Annotated in this window: 22 protein-coding genes and 2 tRNA genes; 9 read left to right on the forward strand and 15 right to left on the reverse strand. The window is 66.4% G+C overall.

Annotated elements, in window-relative coordinates:
- The first annotated feature begins 10 nt into the window (after positions 1-10).
- Entirely contained in the window at positions 11-244 is a 234-nt protein-coding gene (moaD, locus tag D575_RS0105260) for a molybdopterin converting factor subunit 1 (RefSeq protein WP_018144868.1), read from the forward strand.
- Between the two features lies 1 nt (position 245).
- Positions 246-683 (forward strand): molybdenum cofactor biosynthesis protein MoaE, encoded by a 438-nt coding sequence (locus tag D575_RS0105265; protein WP_018144869.1) that lies wholly within the window; start codon positions 246-248, stop codon positions 681-683.
- 331 nt (positions 684-1,014) lie between these two features.
- Here the strand turns inward: D575_RS0105265 and D575_RS0105270 are convergent, their stop codons facing one another.
- The 5 genes from D575_RS0105270 to D575_RS0105290 form a co-directional block, all read right to left on the reverse strand.
- Positions 1,015-2,364: a Do family serine endopeptidase gene (locus tag D575_RS0105270; protein WP_018144870.1), complete on the reverse strand. Its 1,350-nt coding sequence runs from the start codon at positions 2,362-2,364 to the stop codon at positions 1,015-1,017.
- Positions 2,365-2,377: 13 nt separating this feature from the next.
- Positions 2,378-3,283 (reverse strand): DnaJ C-terminal domain-containing protein, encoded by a 906-nt coding sequence (locus D575_RS0105275; RefSeq protein WP_018144871.1) that lies wholly within the window; start codon positions 3,281-3,283, stop codon positions 2,378-2,380.
- A gap of 507 nt (positions 3,284-3,790) precedes the next feature.
- On the reverse strand, positions 3,791-4,222 hold the full coding sequence (locus D575_RS0105280; RefSeq protein WP_018144872.1) for an Hsp20/alpha crystallin family protein: 432 nt from the start codon (positions 4,220-4,222) through the stop codon (positions 3,791-3,793).
- Positions 4,223-4,364: 142 nt separating this feature from the next.
- Positions 4,365-4,583, reverse strand: coding sequence for a DUF2835 family protein (locus D575_RS0105285; protein WP_018144873.1), 219 nt, complete (start codon positions 4,581-4,583; stop codon positions 4,365-4,367).
- A gap of 3 nt (positions 4,584-4,586) precedes the next feature.
- A complete protein-coding gene (locus D575_RS0105290; protein ID WP_026182059.1) occupies positions 4,587-5,450 on the reverse strand; it encodes a YicC/YloC family endoribonuclease in 864 nt (287 codons plus the stop codon).
- A 121-nt stretch (positions 5,451-5,571) separates the two neighbouring features.
- Between D575_RS0105290 and rph the strand changes: the two genes are divergently transcribed.
- From rph to D575_RS0105315, 5 genes are all read left to right on the forward strand, one after another.
- The gene (gene rph, locus D575_RS0105295; RefSeq protein ID WP_026182060.1) at positions 5,572-6,291 is read left to right on the forward strand and encodes a ribonuclease PH; all 720 of its coding nucleotides are present in this window, start codon (positions 5,572-5,574) and stop codon (positions 6,289-6,291) included.
- Between the two features lie 8 nt (positions 6,292-6,299).
- Positions 6,300-6,923 carry an RdgB/HAM1 family non-canonical purine NTP pyrophosphatase gene (gene rdgB / locus D575_RS0105300; RefSeq protein ID WP_018144876.1) on the forward strand — a complete coding sequence of 208 codons (624 nt, stop codon included), beginning with the start codon at positions 6,300-6,302 and terminating at the stop codon, positions 6,921-6,923.
- A 280-nt stretch (positions 6,924-7,203) separates the two neighbouring features.
- Positions 7,204-8,472, forward strand: a complete 1,269-nt coding sequence (hemW, locus tag D575_RS0105305; RefSeq protein WP_018144877.1) for a radical SAM family heme chaperone HemW — start codon at positions 7,204-7,206, stop codon at positions 8,470-8,472.
- The gene (locus D575_RS0105310; RefSeq protein WP_018144878.1) at positions 8,472-8,666 is read left to right on the forward strand and encodes a CPXCG motif-containing cysteine-rich protein; all 195 of its coding nucleotides are present in this window, start codon (positions 8,472-8,474) and stop codon (positions 8,664-8,666) included. Before hemW ends, D575_RS0105310 begins: the two co-directional genes overlap by 1 nt.
- Positions 8,663-8,911, forward strand: coding sequence for a transcriptional antiterminator, Rof (locus D575_RS0105315; RefSeq protein ID WP_018144879.1), 249 nt, complete (start codon positions 8,663-8,665; stop codon positions 8,909-8,911). Before D575_RS0105310 ends, D575_RS0105315 begins: the two co-directional genes overlap by 4 nt.
- A gap of 293 nt (positions 8,912-9,204) precedes the next feature.
- On the opposite strand, the gene rho is transcribed toward D575_RS0105315, so the two are convergent.
- A complete protein-coding gene (gene rho / locus D575_RS0105320) occupies positions 9,205-10,464 on the reverse strand; it encodes a transcription termination factor Rho (RefSeq protein WP_018144880.1) in 1,260 nt (419 codons plus the stop codon).
- A 189-nt stretch (positions 10,465-10,653) separates the two neighbouring features.
- A complete protein-coding gene (trxA, locus tag D575_RS0105325; RefSeq protein WP_018144881.1) occupies positions 10,654-10,980 on the reverse strand; it encodes a thioredoxin TrxA in 327 nt (108 codons plus the stop codon).
- A gap of 115 nt (positions 10,981-11,095) precedes the next feature.
- Here trxA and D575_RS0105330 point away from each other — a divergent pair, with 115 nt between their 5' ends.
- Positions 11,096-12,391 carry a DEAD/DEAH box helicase gene (locus tag D575_RS0105330; RefSeq protein ID WP_018144882.1) on the forward strand — a complete coding sequence of 432 codons (1,296 nt, stop codon included), beginning with the start codon at positions 11,096-11,098 and terminating at the stop codon, positions 12,389-12,391.
- A gap of 199 nt (positions 12,392-12,590) precedes the next feature.
- On the opposite strand, the gene D575_RS14660 is transcribed toward D575_RS0105330, so the two are convergent.
- The 8 genes from D575_RS14660 to D575_RS0105375 form a co-directional block, all read right to left on the reverse strand.
- The gene (locus D575_RS14660; protein ID WP_081612097.1) at positions 12,591-13,352 is read right to left on the reverse strand and encodes a DUF4124 domain-containing protein; all 762 of its coding nucleotides are present in this window, start codon (positions 13,350-13,352) and stop codon (positions 12,591-12,593) included.
- A 398-nt stretch (positions 13,353-13,750) separates the two neighbouring features.
- On the reverse strand, positions 13,751-14,128 hold the full coding sequence (locus tag D575_RS0105340; RefSeq protein WP_018144884.1) for a helix-turn-helix domain-containing protein: 378 nt from the start codon (positions 14,126-14,128) through the stop codon (positions 13,751-13,753).
- Between the two features lie 371 nt (positions 14,129-14,499).
- Positions 14,500-14,691, reverse strand: coding sequence for an AlpA family transcriptional regulator (locus tag D575_RS0105350; protein WP_018144886.1), 192 nt, complete (start codon positions 14,689-14,691; stop codon positions 14,500-14,502).
- Between the two features lie 79 nt (positions 14,692-14,770).
- The gene (locus D575_RS0105355; protein ID WP_155985172.1) at positions 14,771-15,514 is read right to left on the reverse strand and encodes a hypothetical protein; all 744 of its coding nucleotides are present in this window, start codon (positions 15,512-15,514) and stop codon (positions 14,771-14,773) included.
- Positions 15,514-16,731 (reverse strand): integrase arm-type DNA-binding domain-containing protein, encoded by a 1,218-nt coding sequence (locus tag D575_RS0105360; RefSeq protein WP_018144888.1) that lies wholly within the window; start codon positions 16,729-16,731, stop codon positions 15,514-15,516. Before D575_RS0105360 ends, D575_RS0105355 begins: the two co-directional genes overlap by 1 nt.
- A 182-nt stretch (positions 16,732-16,913) precedes the next feature.
- Positions 16,914-16,989: transfer RNA gene (locus D575_RS0105365), tRNA-Thr, on the reverse strand.
- Positions 16,990-17,062: 73 nt separating this feature from the next.
- Positions 17,063-17,500, reverse strand: a complete 438-nt coding sequence (locus D575_RS0105370; protein ID WP_018144889.1) for a Fur family transcriptional regulator — start codon at positions 17,498-17,500, stop codon at positions 17,063-17,065.
- Positions 17,501-17,582: 82 nt separating this feature from the next.
- Positions 17,583-17,656 (reverse strand) — tRNA-Gly (locus D575_RS0105375).
- A 65-nt stretch (positions 17,657-17,721) separates the two neighbouring features.
- On the opposite strand from D575_RS0105375, the gene thiS reads away from it, so the two are divergent.
- Entirely contained in the window at positions 17,722-17,928 is a 207-nt protein-coding gene (gene thiS, locus D575_RS0105380; RefSeq protein ID WP_018144890.1) for a sulfur carrier protein ThiS, read from the forward strand.
- Positions 17,929-17,954: the final 26 nt, after the last annotated feature.

The following is a 17,954-nucleotide window of genomic DNA, read 5'->3' on the forward strand; positions in this document are numbered from 1 at the left end:
AGGGGCCGGAATGACCGTAAGCGTTCACTATTTCGCGCGATTGCGCGAGGAACTGGGCCGCCAGGGCGAAGAAGTGGCCCTGCCCGGAGAAGGCCTGACCGTCGGCGAGCTGTGGCGGCACCTGCACCAGGATGCCCCCCCGGAACGCCTGATGGCCGCGGTCAACCAGGAACAGGCGAGCCTGGAGACCCCGGTGCGCGATGGCGACGAGGTCGCCTATTTCCCGCCGGTGACCGGGGGCTAGGGTGGCGGTCGAGATCCACACCCGCGACTTCGACCCCTGGGAGGTCGTCCGCCAGGCCGAGCAATCCATCCCGGCGAACGCCCGCGGCGCGGCCAGCGTTTTCGTCGGCCGCATGCGCGACTTCAACGAGGACGAGGACGTGACCGGCCTGTTCCTGGAGCACTATCCGGGGATGACCGAGCGCGAGCTGGAGCGCATCGTCGCCGAGGCCGAGGCGCGCTGGCCGCTGCTGGGCTGCCATGTGGCTCACCGCGTCGGCGATGTGCGTCCCGGCGATGCCCTGGTGCTGGTGGCCACCTGGTCCGCCCACCGCATCGCCGCCCGCGACGCCTGCAGCGACATCCTCGAACGCCTGAAGCACGAGGCCCCGTTCTGGAAACGCGAGACCCTGGCCGACGGCACCGACCGCTGGGTGGAGAAAAACACCCCGGGTTTCTGAACGTCACCCGCTGTTCGCCCCCCCCTTGTAGGAGCCTGCTTGCAGGCGAATGCCCCTGCCCGCGTCCGACTTTGGCAGGAGCATTCGCCTGCAAGCAGGCTCCCACGGGGCCCAGCTCAGGACATGGGGTATCCCGGCCACCCCCACATCGTCATCCCGGAAACCGCACAGCGGTTATCCGGGATCTCCACCGCCGGAGATGACCCGGGCGTCCGCGGAGGCTCCAGCGCGGGAGATCCCGGCTCTCCGCTTCGCTCCGGCCGGGATGACGGGGGTGCGCCGGGTGACGGAGTTGCGCGCGGACTTGGGCGCAATGGAACACGGCCGGTCTTCAGCGCAGGGTGAGGAAGAGGGTCTGGTTGCCGCGACGCAGTTGCAGCTCCAGGGTCTGGTGTGCGGCCAGTTGTTGCGGCAGGTCGGACAGGCGCTGGATGCGCTGGCGGTTGATGGCCAGCAGCACGTCGCCCGCGCGCAGGCCGGCGCGCGCCCCCGGGGTGCCGGGCTCCACCGCGATCACCGCCACGCGACTGCCCCCGTCACGCCCGGTGGCCTCGGACAAGCGAACACCCTCCAGCCGCGGATGCACGGCCGCGCCCTCGATGCGCCGCTCTTCGGGGCGATCCAGACGGGCGACGATCCGCTGTTCGGCCCCGTCGCGCAGGACGTCCAGGCGCACATCGGAACCGGCGCGCAGCAAGCCGAGCCGGTTGCGCAGGTCGCCGGCGCTGCGCACCGGCTGGTCGTCCGCGCGCAGCACGATATCTCCGCTCTGGAGGCCGGCGCGTTCGGCGGCGGATCCACGCACCACCCGCGTGAGCACGGCGCCCTGGGAAATGTCCAACTCAAAGGCCTGGGCCAGCGCCGGGGTCAGATCCTGCATCTCAACGCCCAGCGCGCCGCGTTCGACACGACCCTCCGCCAGCAAATGGTCGCGAATCTGGCTGGCCATGTTGGCGGGGATCGCGAAGCCGATACCAATGTTGCCCCCGCCGCGCGCGAGAATGGCGGTATTGATTCCGACCAGCTCGCCACGCAGGTTGACCAGCGCCCCGCCGGAGTTGCCAGGGTTGATGGAGGCATCGGTCTGGATGAAGTCCTCGAAGCCGTCACCACCCAGTCCGCTGCGGCCCAGGGCACTGACGATGCCGCTGGTCACCGTCTGGCCGAGGCCGAAGGGGTTGCCGATGGCGACCACGAAGTCGCCCACGCGCAGGGCGTCGGAGTCCGCCAGCGGGATCGCCTGCAGGTCCTCCGCGTCGATGCGGATCACGGCGACGTCGGTGGCCGGGTCGGTGCCCACCACCTCGGCCTCGTACTGGCGGCCATCGAAGAGGGTGACCAGGATCGCGTCGGCGCGCGCGATCACGTGGCTGTTGGTCAGGATGGTGCCGGCCGCGGCGTCCACGATCACGCCGGAGCCCAGACCCTGGCGTTCCCGCTCACGCGAACGCTCGGGGACATCGAAGAACCGGCGGAAGAAGGGGTCGTCGAAGAGCGGGCTGACCGACTCCACCACCCGCGCGCGGGTGGCAATGTTCACCACCCCGGGGATGGTGCGCTCGAGCATGGGCGCCAGGGAGGGCAGGGGCTGACCGTCCACCGCGGCCGGGAGCTGGGCGGCGGCCGGTGCGGCCCCGAGCAGGGCCAGGGCCAGGATCAGAAGGGGAACCAGCCGACGCATGGGCGATCTTCGATCAGGGCGCCAGGTTGGCACGCGGGGCGAAGGACGACTCCTTGGCCATCTTGCGGTACCAGTCACCGGCCTCGTCCTCCGGCGGGACCTGCACCAGCAGCTTCAGGTAGAGATCACCCGGTGGCTTGCCCGGCAGTCCCTTGCCCTTCAGGCGCATCTGCTTGCCCGACTGGGTGCCGGCCGGGACCTTCAGGTTGACCCAGCCATGCGGCGTGGGCACCTCGATCGTCGCGCCCAGCGCGGCCTCCCAAGGGGTGATCGGGATGTCGCGGTAGAGGTTGCGACCGTCCAGCGTGTAGCGATTATCCGGCTTGACCCGGATCTCCAGCAGCAGGTCGCCGGCGCCACCACTGCCAACGCCCGGGTCGCCCTGGCCGCGCACCCGCAGGCGCGAGCCATCCTTGGCCCCGGCGGGGATGCGCACGCGCTGCACCCGACCCTCGGCATCCTGAACCGAGACCTCGGTGCCCTTGAGCGCCTGATCCAGGCTGATGTCCACGCGCCCCTCGCGGTCGGCGCCGCGCATGTTGAAGCCGGCCCCACCACGGCGACGCCCCCCACCCATGCCGCCACCGCCGAAGATCGAGTCGAAGAAGTCCGAGAAGCCACCGGCATCGGCGCCCCCACGGGCACCGCCGTATTGCGCCCGGCCGTCCCAGCCGGGCGGCGGACGAAAGTCCTGTCCCTGGCGCCAGTTAGAGCCCAGCTGGTCGTAGGCCTTGCGCTTTTCCGCGTCGCCCAGGGCCTCGTAGGCCTCGTTGACCTCCTTGATGCGGGTCTCGGCGTCCGGGTCCTTGCTGACATCCGGGTGGTACTTGCGCGCCAGCTTGCGGTAGGCCTTCTTGATCTCGTCCTGGCTCGCGTCGCGGCTCACACCGAGGACCTTGTAGTAGTCCTTGTATTCCATTGCTTTCCTCGAGCGGTTGCGGCTGCGTCCTCGGGTGACACCCGGATCCCGCCAGTGGGCATGATAGCCGGGATGCGGCTGTCACCCCGGGAGACAGGAGCCGCAGAAAAAGATCCGTGCCTCCCTAGGGAAACACTGATCAATGTACACGTTCGCGCTCGAGTCGCTTTTGCGTGCGAACAAGGCGCGGCGACCGCCGTGCAGTCATTCTGCACAAGGGAGCCGCAACGCCGTGCGTGCGCAAAAGAGGCCGAGCCCCGTCTTTCAATAGCTTGTGGGGTTGGCACCCCAGGTTCCCCGATCCTGCGTTGCGCCGCTTGCGGGTAGAACCACTACCCGCTGCACGACGCGCCTTGTCTCGGAAAACCTGGGGTGCCAACGCGAACGTGTACATTGATCAGTGTTTCCCTAGGTTCAAAAAAACGGGCGCCACCGCGGGTGGAACCCGGGGCAGCGCCCGTGTCTCGCCCGGTGGGCGAGCATCCCCACCGGGCACGTGAGGCCGGATCAGTTCTCGATCTGGATCCGGCGCGGCTGCACGCGGGCCTGCTTCGGGATGCGCACCTCCAGCACGCCGTTCTCGCTGCGCGCGGAGATGTTTTCGGCATCCGCCGTATCCGGCAGCGAGAAGCGGCGGAAGAACGAGCCACGCACGCGTTCGATGCGCTTGTAGCCATCCTTCTCTTCCTCGCTTTCGTGCTTGCGCTCGCCGCGCAGGGTCAGCACGCCATTCTCCATGTTCAGTTCGATGTCCTTCGGGTCTACCCCGGGGATATCGGCATGCAGCACGTAGGCATCGGTCTCTTCGCGGATGTCCACTGCGGGGGCCCAGTCGGAGGTCGCGGCGGAGTCCTCGGTGCCGGGCATGTCCGGCATGCGCCCAAGTTCGCGCGACAGTTGACCGAGCAGGCTGAACGGTTCGTAGCGGGTCATGGTCATGGTGTTCCCTCCTGTGTGGGTGTCATCTGACTCACCCTTACAGTTAGGGGACACTTCCCGCGTTTTCAAGGGCCTGAGGGAGACGGCGCTCACTGTACTCGCCCGCACTCGCGCCGATTGTGCAGGCTGATGAACGCCTCCCTTACACACGGCGAAACTCCCTCAGCTTGTAGTCATCGTCGGTGATCAGCTCGAACACGCCATGCACGCCGCGCTGATCCAGATGGCTGCGCAGCAGCCGCGCCGGGAATTGCACGCTTTCGCCGCTGTCGGCCTGCGCAAAGACCACCGCGGCGCGGCCAGTGTAGTAGTCCTCCATCTCCTGGCGCGAGATCGCCAGGCGCAGGCGAAACCGGCGCATCGGCTATTCCAGGTTTTGCACCTGCTCGCGCAGCTGCTCGATCAGGACCTTCATTTCCACTGTGGCACGAGTGATCTCCAGATCGTGCGACTTGGAGGATATGGTGTTGGCCTCGCGGTTGAACTCCTGCATCAGGAAGTCGAGCCGCCGACCGCTGGGCCCGCCCTGGTCCAGGATCTCGCGCACGGCCGCCACGTGACCGTCGATGCGATCCAGCTCCTCGGCGATATCCATGCGCTGGGCCAGCAACGCGACCTCCTGTTCCAGGCGTTTCGGGTCCAGGTGCAGGTCCAGTTCGCGGATGCGCGCCAGGATGCGTTCGCGCTGCTCGTCGAGCATCGGCTGACGCCGCGAGTGGACCGTCCGGGCATGCTCCGCCAGGGCCTCCAGGCGCGTGCGCATGCCATCGGCCAGGGCCGCCCCCTCCGTCGTGCGCATCGCGACCAGGGCCTCCAGCGCGGTGTCGAAGCCGGCCAGTAGCGGCTCCGCCAGGACCTCGCCGGCATCCGAGGCGCCCTGCAGGACGCCAGGCCAGCTCAGCACGTCCAGCGGCGAGACCGGGGCCGGATCGCGCATCCTTCGCTCGATCGCCGCGCAGGCATCGATCAGCGCCTGCGCGCGCTCCTGATCGAAGGCCTCCGGGGCGTTGTCCGCCTGGCCCCGGTCGCGCAGCACCACATCCACCTTGCCGCGCGCCAGGTGACCCTTGAGGCGTTTACGCACCTCGGCCTCCAGCGAGCGCAGGTGATCCGGCAGGTGGATCCGCAGCTCCAGGTAGCGGTGATTGACGCTCTTGAGCTCCCAGTCGAACACGCCCCCATCCAGGGTGATGGCGTGCCGGGAAAATCCGGTCATGCTGGTAATCATTATTCCCCCGTTGCGGTCCCTGCTGCGCAAGGCATGAGTGTAGTGCGTCGCCCCATCGGGCGACGCACTACACTCATGGCCCGTATACTGCGCCCCTCTCAAATCTAGCAAGGATCACAGCATGCGACCCAGTGGCCGAGCAGCCGACGCGATGCGCCCCGTGCGTTTTACCCGCCATTTTACCCGTCACGCGGAGGGTTCCGTACTGGTGGAATTCGGGGACACGCGCGTGCTGTGCAACGCCACGGTGGAGTCGCGCGTGCCGCCGTGGTTGAAGAACAAGGGCCGCGGCTGGGTCACCGCCGAATACAGCATGCTGCCGCGCTCCACCCACGAGCGCATGGTGCGCGAGGCCGCCCGGGGCAAGCTGGGCGGTCGCACCATGGAGATCCAGCGCCTGATCGGCCGCTCGCTGCGTGCCGCGGTCGATCTCGAGGCCCTCGGCGAACGCCAGATCGTCGTCGACTGCGACGTGATCCAGGCCGATGGCGGCACCCGCACGGCCGCGATTAGCGGGGCCTACGTCGCGCTGCGCGATGCCATCCGCAAGGCACGCGAACAGGGCCTGATCCGCAAGGACCCGCTGCACGGGCACCTGGCAGCGGTCTCGGTGGGCATCTTCAATGGCACGCCGGTGCTGGACCTCGATTACGACGAGGACTCCCAGGCCGAGACCGACCTGAACCTGGTGATGAACGAGGCCGGCGGGGTGATCGAGATCCAGGGCACGGCCGAGGGCCACGCCTTCCGCCGCGACGAGCTGGACCAGATGCTGGATCTGGGCGAGAAGGGCATCCGCGAGATCTGCGAGGCCCAGAGCGCCGTTTTGGCCGAAGGCTGATTTGGGCCATGGTCGGCGAACCCCGACGCGTGGTGCTGGCCACCGGCAACCCCGGCAAGCTGCGCGAGATCCGCGCCTTGCTGGAGCCACTGGGCCTGGCGATCGAGCCACAATCGGAGCATGGCGTGCCGGAGGCCGAAGAGACCGGCCTGACGTTTGTGGAGAACGCCATCCTGAAGGCGCGCAACGCCGCCCGACACACCGGACTGCCGGCGATCGCCGACGACTCCGGGCTGGAGGTGGAGGCCCTGCGCGGCCAGCCGGGGATCTACTCCTCGCGCTACGCCGGTACGGACGCCGACGATACCGCCAACAACGCGCGGCTGATGGAGGCGTTGCAAGGCGTGCCACCGGAACAGCGGGGTGCACGTTTCCGCGCCGTGGTGGTGTACCTGGAACACGCCGAGGACCCGGCCCCGATCATCGCCGAGGGCGTATGGCCCGGACGCATCGCCGAGCAGGCCAGCGGCGCCGAGGGCTTCGGCTACGACCCGTTGTTCTTCGTTCCGGAGGAAGGCTGCACCTCGGCCGAACTGGACCCGGCAACCAAGAACCGCCTGAGCCACCGCGGCCAGGCCCTGCAACAGCTCGTGGCCAGCCTGCGCAACCGTATGGGCAACCCGACGGCCTGACACCCGGTCCTGCCTGGCTCCGGGGCGCATCCCGGGAGATCGCGAGCGCCGCAGGCGCGTGGCGATCCCCCGGGCCTGGCCCCGATGCGGGCCCGAACATGCGCCGGGGTGTCGTTGGGAGGTTACTCGCTGCGCTCGCCCTGCGGGCCGTTCAACGCGCTTCGCGCTTTTGTGCCACGGCCCCTACGGGGCCTCGCAACGACGGGGGCAAAAGCACCGTCATCGCGAGGCGCGCAGCGCCGTGGCGATCGGCGCGAAAACCCAAACGCCGGGTGCCGCAATGACGGGACTGGGTGCTTTCGACGCCACCCGGGGGCTCGCCTATGCTCCGCACATGAACTCCGCCCTGATCCATCCGCCGCCACTGGCGCTGTACGTGCACCTGCCCTGGTGCGTGCGCAAGTGCCCATACTGCGACTTCAACTCCCACGAGCCCCGCGGCGAGGCGCCGTTCGACGACTACGTGGCGGCGCTGCTGCGGGATCTGGAGGGCCAGCTCCCGGATGTATGGGGGCGACGGCTGGAGAGTGTGTTCATCGGTGGCGGGACCCCGAGCTTGTTCCCGCCGGAGGCGCTGGACGCTCTCATGTCCGGTCTGCGTGCCCGGCTGCCGCTGCGCCCGGACTGCGAGGTGACCCTGGAGGCCAACCCTGGCACCGCCGATCGCGCCTACTTTCGCGGCTACCGCGAGGGCGGGGTCAATCGGCTGTCGCTGGGTGTCCAGAGCTTCGACGACGCGATGCTGGCCCGGCTGGGCCGCATCCACGGCGCCACCGAGGCCCGCGACGCAGTGGAGCATGCCCGCGCCGCCGGCTTCGAGGCGATCAATCTGGATCTGATGTTCGGCCTGCCGGGTCAGTCGGTGGCCGCCGGGCTGGCGGACCTGCAGGCGGCCATCGAACAGGACCCGGGGCACATCTCCTGGTATCAGCTGACCCTCGAGCCGAACACCCTGTTCGCGGCGCGCCCACCCGAACTGCCGGAGGACGTCACAATCGAGGAATTGTTTACTCGCGGCCAGTCCTATCTGGCGGCGGCTGGCTATACTCGATACGAGATATCCGCCTATGCACGCGCGGGGCAGGAATGTCGCCACAACCGCAATTACTGGACCTTCGGCGACTATCTCGGCATTGGCGCCGGGGCCCACGGCAAGCTGACGCAGGTGCACGATGGCACGATCCTGCGACGGATGAAGCCGCGCCAGCCGGAGGCCTATCTCGCCGGGCCGCAGCAGCACAACGATCAGACCGTGCCGACGGCGGAGCGCCCCTTCGAGTTCATGCTGAACGCGCTGCGACTGGTGGAAGGTGTTCCGGCCGCGAGCTTCGAGGCGCATTGCGGCCTGCCGCTGGCGGCGCTCGAGCCGGCGCTTTCCGAACTGCGCGCGGACGGGCTGCTGGGGGCGGATACGGAGCGCCTGCAGGCCACGGAACGGGGCCTGGCGTTTCTCAATGACGTGCTGGAGCGTTTTCTTCCGGAAGGGACTCCGCAGGACTCGATCGCCACGCCGATAGCCTGGCCTGCGGGCCGGGAGGAGGGTCGATAATGCGTCCCGTCGAGTTTGTTGGTTTCGCCTGCCCCTGGTGCGGCGAGCCCGGCGAGATCACGGTGGACATGGTCAGCAATGACCGCGAATGGGTCGAGGACTGCGCGGTGTGCTGTGCCCCCATCGTGTTCCGCCGCGTGGATGCCGGCGACGAGGAGATTCCGCGCGTCGCCGCCCAGCGGGAGGGCGAGTGAGCGCGGCGCCACCGTATACCCCGATCGACTGCGAGCGCTATTCCGAGCTGGAGCTGGCCATCCTGCACGGTCAGTCCCTGCGCACGCACTGGCGCCGCGGGGAGATGGACCGCATCGCGATCGTGCGGCCGCTGGACTTGCGCACCCGGCGCAGCGCGGAGTACCTGATCCTGCGTGACGCCGAGGGCCGGCGGCAATGGTGGCGCCTGGACCGGCTGATCAGCTTCGAGCCGGTCCCGGGCTGAACGCCATCCGGGCTGCGACGGGCGAGGTGGCTCGTCTGCTTGCGGCACCCCAGAAAACACGGGGGAAGGCGAAGAACCCCTTGGGGGGGGCGTCTGTGACCGGTTCTTTCGGCGACTCGCCACCCCCGAGAACCCAATTCCGCTGAGCCAGAATAGCCTTCTCTATGCTCCCCGTGCCTTCTGTGGGGCAATCAGAAGGGCTCGCAGCGCCAGCCCGGGGAGGGGCCGGCTGCGTGGGGCGATCGCTTCGCTGACGCTCGCGATGACAGGGGCCGGGCGTAGCCCGGCCCCTGTCAGCTGCGCTTCATCTGGTCGAAGAACTCGGAATTGGTCTTGGACGACTGCATGCGGCCAAGCAGGAATTCCATGGCCTCGATGTCGTCCATGCCGTGGAGGAACTTGCGCAGGATCCAGAGCTTTTGCAGCTCGTCGGGTGCGGTCAGCAGCTCCTCGCGGCGGGTACCGGAACGGTTCACGTTGATCGCCGGGTAGATGCGCTTCTCCGCGATGCGCCGCTCCAGCTGGAGCTCCATGTTGCCGGTGCCCTTGAACTCCTCGTAGATCACCTCGTCCATCTTCGACCCGGTCTCGACCAGCGCGGTGGCGATGATGGTCAGGCTGCCGCCCTCTTCCACGTTGCGCGCGGCACCGAAGAAGCGCTTCGGGCGGTGCAGGGCGTTGGCATCCACACCACCGGTGAGCACCTTGCCGGAGCTGGGGGAGACGGTGTTGTAGGCACGCGCCAGGCGGGTGATGGAATCCAGCAGGATCACCACGTCGCGCTTGTGCTCGACCAGGCGCTTGGCCTTCTCGATCACCATCTCGGCGACCTGCACGTGGCGCTGGGCCGGCTCGTCGAAGGTGGAGGAGACGACCTCGCCCTGGACCATGCGGTCCATCTCGGTCACCTCTTCCGGGCGCTCGTCGATCAGCAGGACGATCAGATAGCACTCGGGGTAGTTGCCGGCGATGCTCTGGGCGATGTTCTGCAGCATCAGCGTCTTGCCCGCCTTGGGCGGGGAGACGATCAGGCCGCGCTGGCCCTTGCCGAACGGCGAGACGATGTCGATGATCCGCGCGGTGATGTCCTCGGTGGAGCCATTGCCGCGCTCCATGCGCATGCGCTTGTTGGCATGCAGCGGGGTGAGGTTCTCGAACAGCACCTTGTGCTTGGCGTTCTCCGGCGGCTCGAAGTTGATCTCCGAGACCTTCAACAGCGCGAAATAGCGCTCGTTGTCCTTGGGCGGGCGGATCTTGCCGGAGATGGTATCGCCGGTGCGCAATCCGAAGCGTCGGATCTGGCTGGGCGAGACATAGACGTCGTCCGGCCCGGCCTGATAGGAGCTGTCGGCACTGCGGAGAAAGCCAAAGCCGTCGGAGAGGATCTCGAGGACACCGTCGCCAAAGATGGCTTCGCCGCTCTTCGCGTGAGCCTTGAGCAGGGCGAAGATGATCTCCTGCTTGCGGGCACGGGACGTGTTCTCGATGCCTTGTTCTTCGGCAAAGGCCACGAGATCGGCAGCGGACATCCGCTTCAATTCGGTCAGATTCATGCGTGGGATGCTGTGTTCAACGTGGATGATCGGCGACCGGGGGTGGTCACTCGGATTGACTAGAAGGAGGCAGGGAATGGCCTGGCGGCCACTCGAACTGGTTCGATGGTAAGCGAGGCGGCGGCGCGGGGCAACCCCGGTGAAGCCGGGCGCCTGCGAGGCCTGGCGGTTAACCGCCAGGCCCAAGCATTAAAGGTGTTGGTCCAGGAACGCGGTCAGCTGCGACTTGGACAGGGCACCGACCTTGGTGGCCTCGACATCGCCGTTCTTGAACAGCATCAGCGTCGGGATCCCGCGGATGCCGTATTTCGGCGGCGTGGACGGGTTTTCGTCGATGTTCAGCTTGGCGACCTTGACCTTGCCGGCGTATTCTTCGGCGATTTCGTCCAGAATGGGGGCGATCATCTTGCAGGGCCCGCACCACTCGGCCCAGTAGTCCACCAGGACCGGCTGATCCGCCTTCAGGACGTCCTCGTCGAAACCGGCGTCCGATGTGTACACAATTTTCTCGCTCACTCCGAGCCCTCATGACTTGGGTTGGGGGAGCAGCCCGCACCGCCGGCTGCACGGCCCTTACTATCGACGATCAACGCCGGACAGTTCAAGTAATACGCAGGAACCGAGGAACCCCATGACCGAAACCGTGCAGGACACCCCCCGTTTCGACCAGCTCGATCTGCCCGAACCCGTCCAGGCGGGCATCCGCGCCACCGGTTTCGCAACCTGCACCCCGATCCAGGCACAGACCCTGCCGATCGCCCTGGCCGGCCACGACGTCGCCGGCCAGGCCCAGACCGGGACCGGCAAGACGGCCGCCTTCCTGATCGCGACCTTCAACCGCCTGCTGCGCCAGCAGCCGTCGCCCAACCGGCGGCCGACGGACGTGCGCGCCCTGATCCTGGCCCCGACCCGCGAACTGGCGATCCAGATCCACAAGGATGCCGAATCGCTGGGCGCCGAGACCGGGCTGAAGCTCGCGCTGGCCTACGGCGGCACCGGCTACGACAGCCAGCGCGAACAGCTGGAGGCCGGCGCCGACATCCTGATCGGCACGCCCGGACGCATCATCGACTACTTCAAGCAGAAGGTCTTCGGGCTCAAGCATACGGAGGTGGTGGTGCTGGACGAGGCGGATCGCATGTTCGATCTCGGCTTCATCAAGGATGTGCGCTTTCTGATGCGTGGCTGCGCGCCGGCCAGCGAACGCCTGTCGATGCTGTTCTCCGCCACACTGTCCTTCCGCGTGATGGAGCTGGCCTACGAGCACATGAACAATCCGGAAAAGGTCCAGGTCGAGGCCGAGACCCTGACTGCCGACCGCGTGCGCCAGGTGATTTACTACCCGGCCAATGACGAAAAGATCCCGCTGCTCCTCGGGCTCGCACGCGACCTCAAGCCGGAGCGCGCCATCGTGTTCGTGAACACCAAGCATGGCGCCGAGAAGGTCTGCGACTGGCTGAACGTGAACGACCAGAAGGCCGCGCTGCTGTCCGGCGACGTGCCGCAGAACAAGCGCTCGCAGCTGCTGGAACACTTCGCCGCTGGCGAATACACCTACCTGGTGGCGACCGACGTGGCCGCCCGCGGGCTGCACATCCCGGCGGTCACGCATGTCTTCAACTTCGATCTGCCGCAGTCCGGCGAGGACTACGTGCACCGTATCGGGCGCACCGCACGTGCGGGCGCCGAAGGTGACGCGATCAGCTTCGGCTGCGAGGACTCGGCCTTCTACCTGCCGGATATCGAGAGCTACCTGGGCGAGCGCATCCCCACCGCGAGCGTGGACCCGGCACGCCTGTTCCAGGATGCGGTCAAGCCGAAGCCACGCCCGCGCAAGCCGCGCGACGATCGCCGCGGTGGCCCGCGCTCCGGCGGAGGCGGCCGCCCCGGAGGCAGCCGCCCGCAGCGCAGCGGCAACCGGGGCTGAGCGGACGCGGGAAAACCACAGAAAAAGATGGTGCCGGCGAGAGGCACCATAGTTATGAATCAAGATACTGAAAAACGCGTCGTTTATGCGCTCGACCTCCGCTAGATACCCCCAAATATACCCCCATCTTTCCCGCGCTAGCATCAACTCCAGAGGAGTGGCTCAGTAACGGGAAAGAACGCCACCGAACGGTCCAGCCTCAACGGCCGTAGACCGGCCCTGGTAATGGAGGGGTCGTAGGCTGGTCAGGGCCGCAGTAGAGCGATGCTTTCTGGCGCAGTTCTGCCACGTCCGGAGAAAAGCTGGCTCCGAGCGGGTCGGCGCGCTCATGGCGGGCGATCCGGCGCTGAATACGGGCACACCGCTCTTGGTCGTGGTTCTCCTCTCGCATCTCCCTGATGCGCTCCTCTGCGTCCGTCGCACGCTCACGGGCTTGTTGAGCTTCCCGTTCGCGCCGCTGGTCTCGCAAGCTGGGTTGCGGTGGCGGCGGGGCGGCCGGGGTGCCTGATGGCGTTTTATGCGAGGGAAGATCATGGACCTCGGCTGAAGCGCCACAGGGAGAATCGGAAAAGACGATCCCGCCGCTGGCATCCGCACAGCGGTACACCTGGCCCGCTGACGTGAGCGGTAAGGCCAATAGCAAACCCGCAACCGCATACAAGCGAATAGTGCCGAATCCAGATACCGCTTGGTTCATTGCCCCGCCCCTCGCTACAAATCGTCCCTGACCATAGCAAAAGACTCTAGACACCTCGGGGCCAGTTCGCCTTTCCGACTGAGCAATTGAATAAACACCACCCCCCAGCAGGCTGAAATTTCTGGGTGTGAGCGGCTCAGCGCTCCCCCGTTCGGCCAGATCCGTCAGGTTCCATCGGCCTTCCCCGAAGGCTTCTCCCGCCGACGGCCGCAGAGACGAAAACGGCCCGCTCCCGGTGTGATCCCAGGGGCGGGCCGTCGTCATCGTGGCGTGCTCTTGGTCAGCCGAGTGACGCCCTACAACCCGCGCCTGATGGCACCACCGCCCTCAGGGGTCCGAAACACGCGTCGGGCCACCTCACCGGTCATTCGCTCGCCGTTCGCAGTCAGCACGAATCCATCGCACCGTCCGCAACTCGGACAACGCGAGTACCGAAGATGGAGCCCTCCTGAACGCTCGGTTACCCGGATCATCACGCTCCCGTCATCGCACACCATCACCCCCCCGTGGTAGCACTATCTGTGTGTTCACCATGTACACCGTGGATCGGGCTTTGGGGGCCTGACGGTGTACGCAGTGAACACCGTGGCGGTGGATTTCGACCCCGTTTGCAGAGCCTCGGTGTACGCTATGAACACCAACGATGTGCGCTATGAACACCGTCATTTTCCGGGCTGCCAGCGCATGTAGGTTTTCGGAGCGGTTGCCCCGTCGCCATCGCGGAGCGGCTCGTTCTCCAGCGCATACACCGTGGCGTGCCGCACCTTCATACTGAAGTGCCCGGGGCTTATCACCCGAATCCAACCGCGCTCTATCAGTTCGTCCCGGGCGCGCTCCGCAACCCGGCGGCCCACGTTCAGACGGCGCTGAATTTCCCGCAGGCTCAGGAATACGCGGTTCCCTTCGCTCGGCTGATACAACAAGCGCAGCTCGATCAGCAGGGCCTTCCCCTCGGGGCTCATGGTCTGCCAAGCGACCGTGCGCTGTTCCCAGCCGTAGATCCGGGCGTGTGCCTCGCCTCTCTTCTTGTGGCGGGCCATACATCACACCTCCCCCCGCTGGCGGCCTATCCCTAGCATGGCCCGGGCTCGCTGTAGCTCATCCCCCGCCAGCCAGTACAACGCCACGGGGGTGGGGCGACCCTGATACCCCGGCACAACGATCGTCTTGCGATCAACCCGCAAGCCGGTCTGTTGCTGGATCGTGCTGACAGTGCTGGGTAGCGTGTGATCGTGTAGCCGGTATTCGGCCTCGAACCTGTGAAACCTTCCGCCTTCCGCCAGCGCGCGCAGCACGCGGGCCGTCTTAGTCCCAGGGCGCGGCGTGCTAGCCTTGTGGTGATGGTCTGCGAGGGCCGTCTCTTTCTCCCCCGGCGGCGTGGCTGCGCCCCGGGGGTTTTTCGTGGGGGCGCTCATTTGTCACCCCCATCGCTCACGCGCTCCGCGATCCAGCGATCAATTACCGATGCCGGCCAGGCAGAGGCGCGGTCGCCAATTTTGATCGGCTTCGGGAATCGGCCTTCTTGGATCAGACGATAGATGGTGGAGCGGCTTAGCCCGGTACGACGTCGAACGTCGGGCATGCGCTGGAGTATCTCGGTCATCGTGGTAGCTCCTGTGCTTTCGTTGGACACAGGGCTATCGAATCACCCGGCAGACGGGTAGCCGGGCTATGTCACAGCGTCACGCGCGCCGCAGCCTCGATAACTTTTGGCGGAAGTTGTCGCGGGTAATCGTGTAGCCGTCGCAGTCATAGCGGTCCCCGCGATCCTCGGGCCGCAGGCCGGCATTTTCGAGGGCGGCGAACAGGCGGGGCCATAGTTCAGACGGAGGAGCGGGATCACCCCAGCCGTCACACTCCCTGGCCAACCGCTCAACAATCGTCCCAACTGCCTTGTGCGCCCCATCCCAGCGCTTGCGCGCGCCCTCGTGGCCCTTCTCTGATTGCTGGCGGCTATAGTTCTGCCCTAAGGCGGCTATGGGCTCCCAGGGTGCAACGTGTGCTTGGGCGAGGCCGTCACCCAAGTTAATTGCACATTCCAGAATCGGCAGGGCCGCAGGGGCGGGGACCCCTTTCGTCGCGTCCACTGCGGCCCGAGCATCGTGAAGCACCTTAAGGGCCCGTGCCTGCTTGGGCGTCCATTCGATCCAACCCGGACGATAAGGGGGGATGCCAGAAACTAGGCGGTGACACTCCCCCAGAGACAGATGCGGATGTCTTGGATCAAACCAGATGGCGGGCTCCGGATCGAGCCGATACCAGTCGCGAACCTCAGGCGGCAGTGTCTCGGGGCCGAGGTCCTTTATGGCGCGCGCCAGCCACGCGCGCAGCGACTCCACCACACGGCGCCCCGCTTCTTCCGGGCTGTTGTACTGCGCCGCCTCCGCCTTCGTCATCGACCGAGTACGTGGTTTATTCCAGAACATCACGCGCCCCGCAGGGCCACCACGTTGGCCGTCCCGTCACGCAGGCTGTCCAGATAATCCGCCCATGCTTCCATCATCCGCCGGCGCTCATCCAGCCGGGCCGATCGGTTATAGGCGGCTGCCACTTGCGACCGCTGCGCGTGCGATAGCTGAAGTTCAATCACCTCCGGCGGCCACCCAAGCTCGTGGAGCATTGTGGAGGCCATGCTGCGGAATCCGTGCGCCGTCATCTGGCTGCCGTCATACCCGAGCGCACGCAAAGCCGAATTGATCGTGTTTTCGCTCAGAGGGCGATTACGGCGAACACCCTCGAACACGTAGGGGCGGTGGCCGGTTAGGGGGTACAGCCATCGCAGGCATTCAACGGCATGCGGAGACAGCGGCACCAAGTGATCGCGCTTAGCCTTCATGCGGCCGGCAGGTATGCGCCACAACGCGCCGTCTAGGTCGAATTCGCCCCAGTTCGCTTGCCGCAGCTCCCCCGGTCGGACAAACGTCAGGGACAACAGCCGTAGGGCTGCCCAGGTAACGGGTTGACCGTCATAACCGTGGATCGCTCGCAGCAGGGGCGCCACGGTGTCGGGCGTGGTCAGGGCTGAGCGGTGCTTGGTGGGGGTAGTCGCCAGCGCGCCCTTCAGGTCTGCCGTGGGGTCGCGGTCTGCGCGACCGGTGGCAATCGCATACCGGAATATCTGGCCGATCCGCTGACGCAGCCGATGCGCGGTTTCATGCTTGCCCCTGCTCTCCACACGGCGCAACAGACGCAGCACGTCCGGTGGCTCAATCTCCGCTAACCGGCGGTCGCCAATATCCGAAAAAGCCCAGGTCTCCAGCCGGCGGCGCGTGATCCGCAGGGTTTCATCCGCCAGCCGGGATGCCTGCCTTTCCAGCCACTCCCGAGCCACGGCCTCGAACGTATCCGCTTCCAGTTCGCGCACCCGCGCATCCCGGCGAACCGCCCCCGGGTCTTTGCCTTCGGAAAGCAGGGTCTTCGCGTCATCCCGTGCCTTGCGCGCAGCCGCCAGCCCAACCGTCGAATACACCCCCAGGGCCAACAGCTTCTCGCGTCCACCAAATCGGTATTTCAGCCGCCAATACTGGCCGGACTTCTGAACGTGGAGGTAGAGCCCTCCGCCATCCGCCAACTTGTAGGGCTTGCCCTTAAATTTCGCGGCCTTCAGTTCGGCGGCCGTCAGCTTGTTGGTCGGCTTCGGCATGGGGGCATTCTCGGGTTGGGGGTATTCAGATACCCCCTGAGGATGGATATACCCCCGAATCTACCCCCATCTTTGCTAGGCTGTCTACGGACAGCACCGGACGAGCCAGGACCCAAGAGGGGCCTAACTCACTGTTTTTCCGGATACTGGAGTTCGGGGCGGGACGCCCCGGGAGGGGTAATTGGTGCCGGCGAGAGGAGTCGAACCTCCGACCTATCGATTACGAATCGATTGCTCTACCAACTGAGCTACACCGGCGAAGCGCGACATGATAGCGAGGGCCGGTGCCGACCACAATCCGGCGAGCCCGGACAATCGACCGATCACCGGCTCAGGAGCGGCGGCGGCCCACGCGGAAGACGACGTCCACACCCTCGAGCTCCTTGCCTTCCGGCAGGGCGGGCAGATCGGAGATGTCGATCCGCGCCGGATCCACGTCTTCCAGTTGCCCGGTATCGGTATGGAACAGGTGGTGATGCGGATTCAGGTTGGAGTCGTAGAACAGCTTGGCCGGATCAATCACGACCTCGCGCACCAGCCCCTTCTCGGCGAACAGGTTCAGGGTGTTGTACACCGTGGCCTTGGACACCCGCGAGGCATGCCGCATTAGCTGCCCGAGGATTTGCTCGGCGCTGAGGTGCTGATGGCGGGCAAACATCACGCGGGCAATCTCGACGCGCTGCTCGGTCGGGGAGATCGCGTGCTCGCGCAGCATTTCGCGCGCGGCGTGGACCGAGAGCAGATCCGGGTTGTTGGAGTCGATGTTCATGATTCCGACGATATAACAGGGATCTGGAGCAAGTCCATATCCCGCTTTCCGGGGACCGGTGAGGCCGGGAAGCCTGATAGAATGGAGCGGGTGATGGGAATCGAACCCACATTAAGAGCTTGGGAAGCTCCCGTTCTACCATTGAACTACACCCGCTTGCGGCGCCGATTGTAGGCCTTGTCGGCCTCCGGCTCAACGGTAAACTGAGCAGTCGAAGAACCATGCAGATTCAGCTGAACGGCGAACCCATTGAACTCCCCGATGATCGCGAGGCCACCCTGGCCGCGCTGATCGAGGCACGCGGCCTTGGCGGCCGCCGTCTGGCGGTGGAGGTGAACGAAGAGCTGGTCCCGCGCAGCGAGCACGCGGCCCATCCTCTGAAACCCGGGGATCGCGTGGAGATCGTGCAGGCAATCGGGGGCGGCTAGATTGCCCAGCCGCCCGGCCTGCGACC

Origin of the sequence: Thioalkalivibrio sp. AKL6 (genome assembly GCF_000376905.1) — a bacterium.
Classification (GTDB): Bacteria; Pseudomonadota; Gammaproteobacteria; order Ectothiorhodospirales; family Ectothiorhodospiraceae; genus Thioalkalivibrio; species Thioalkalivibrio versutus.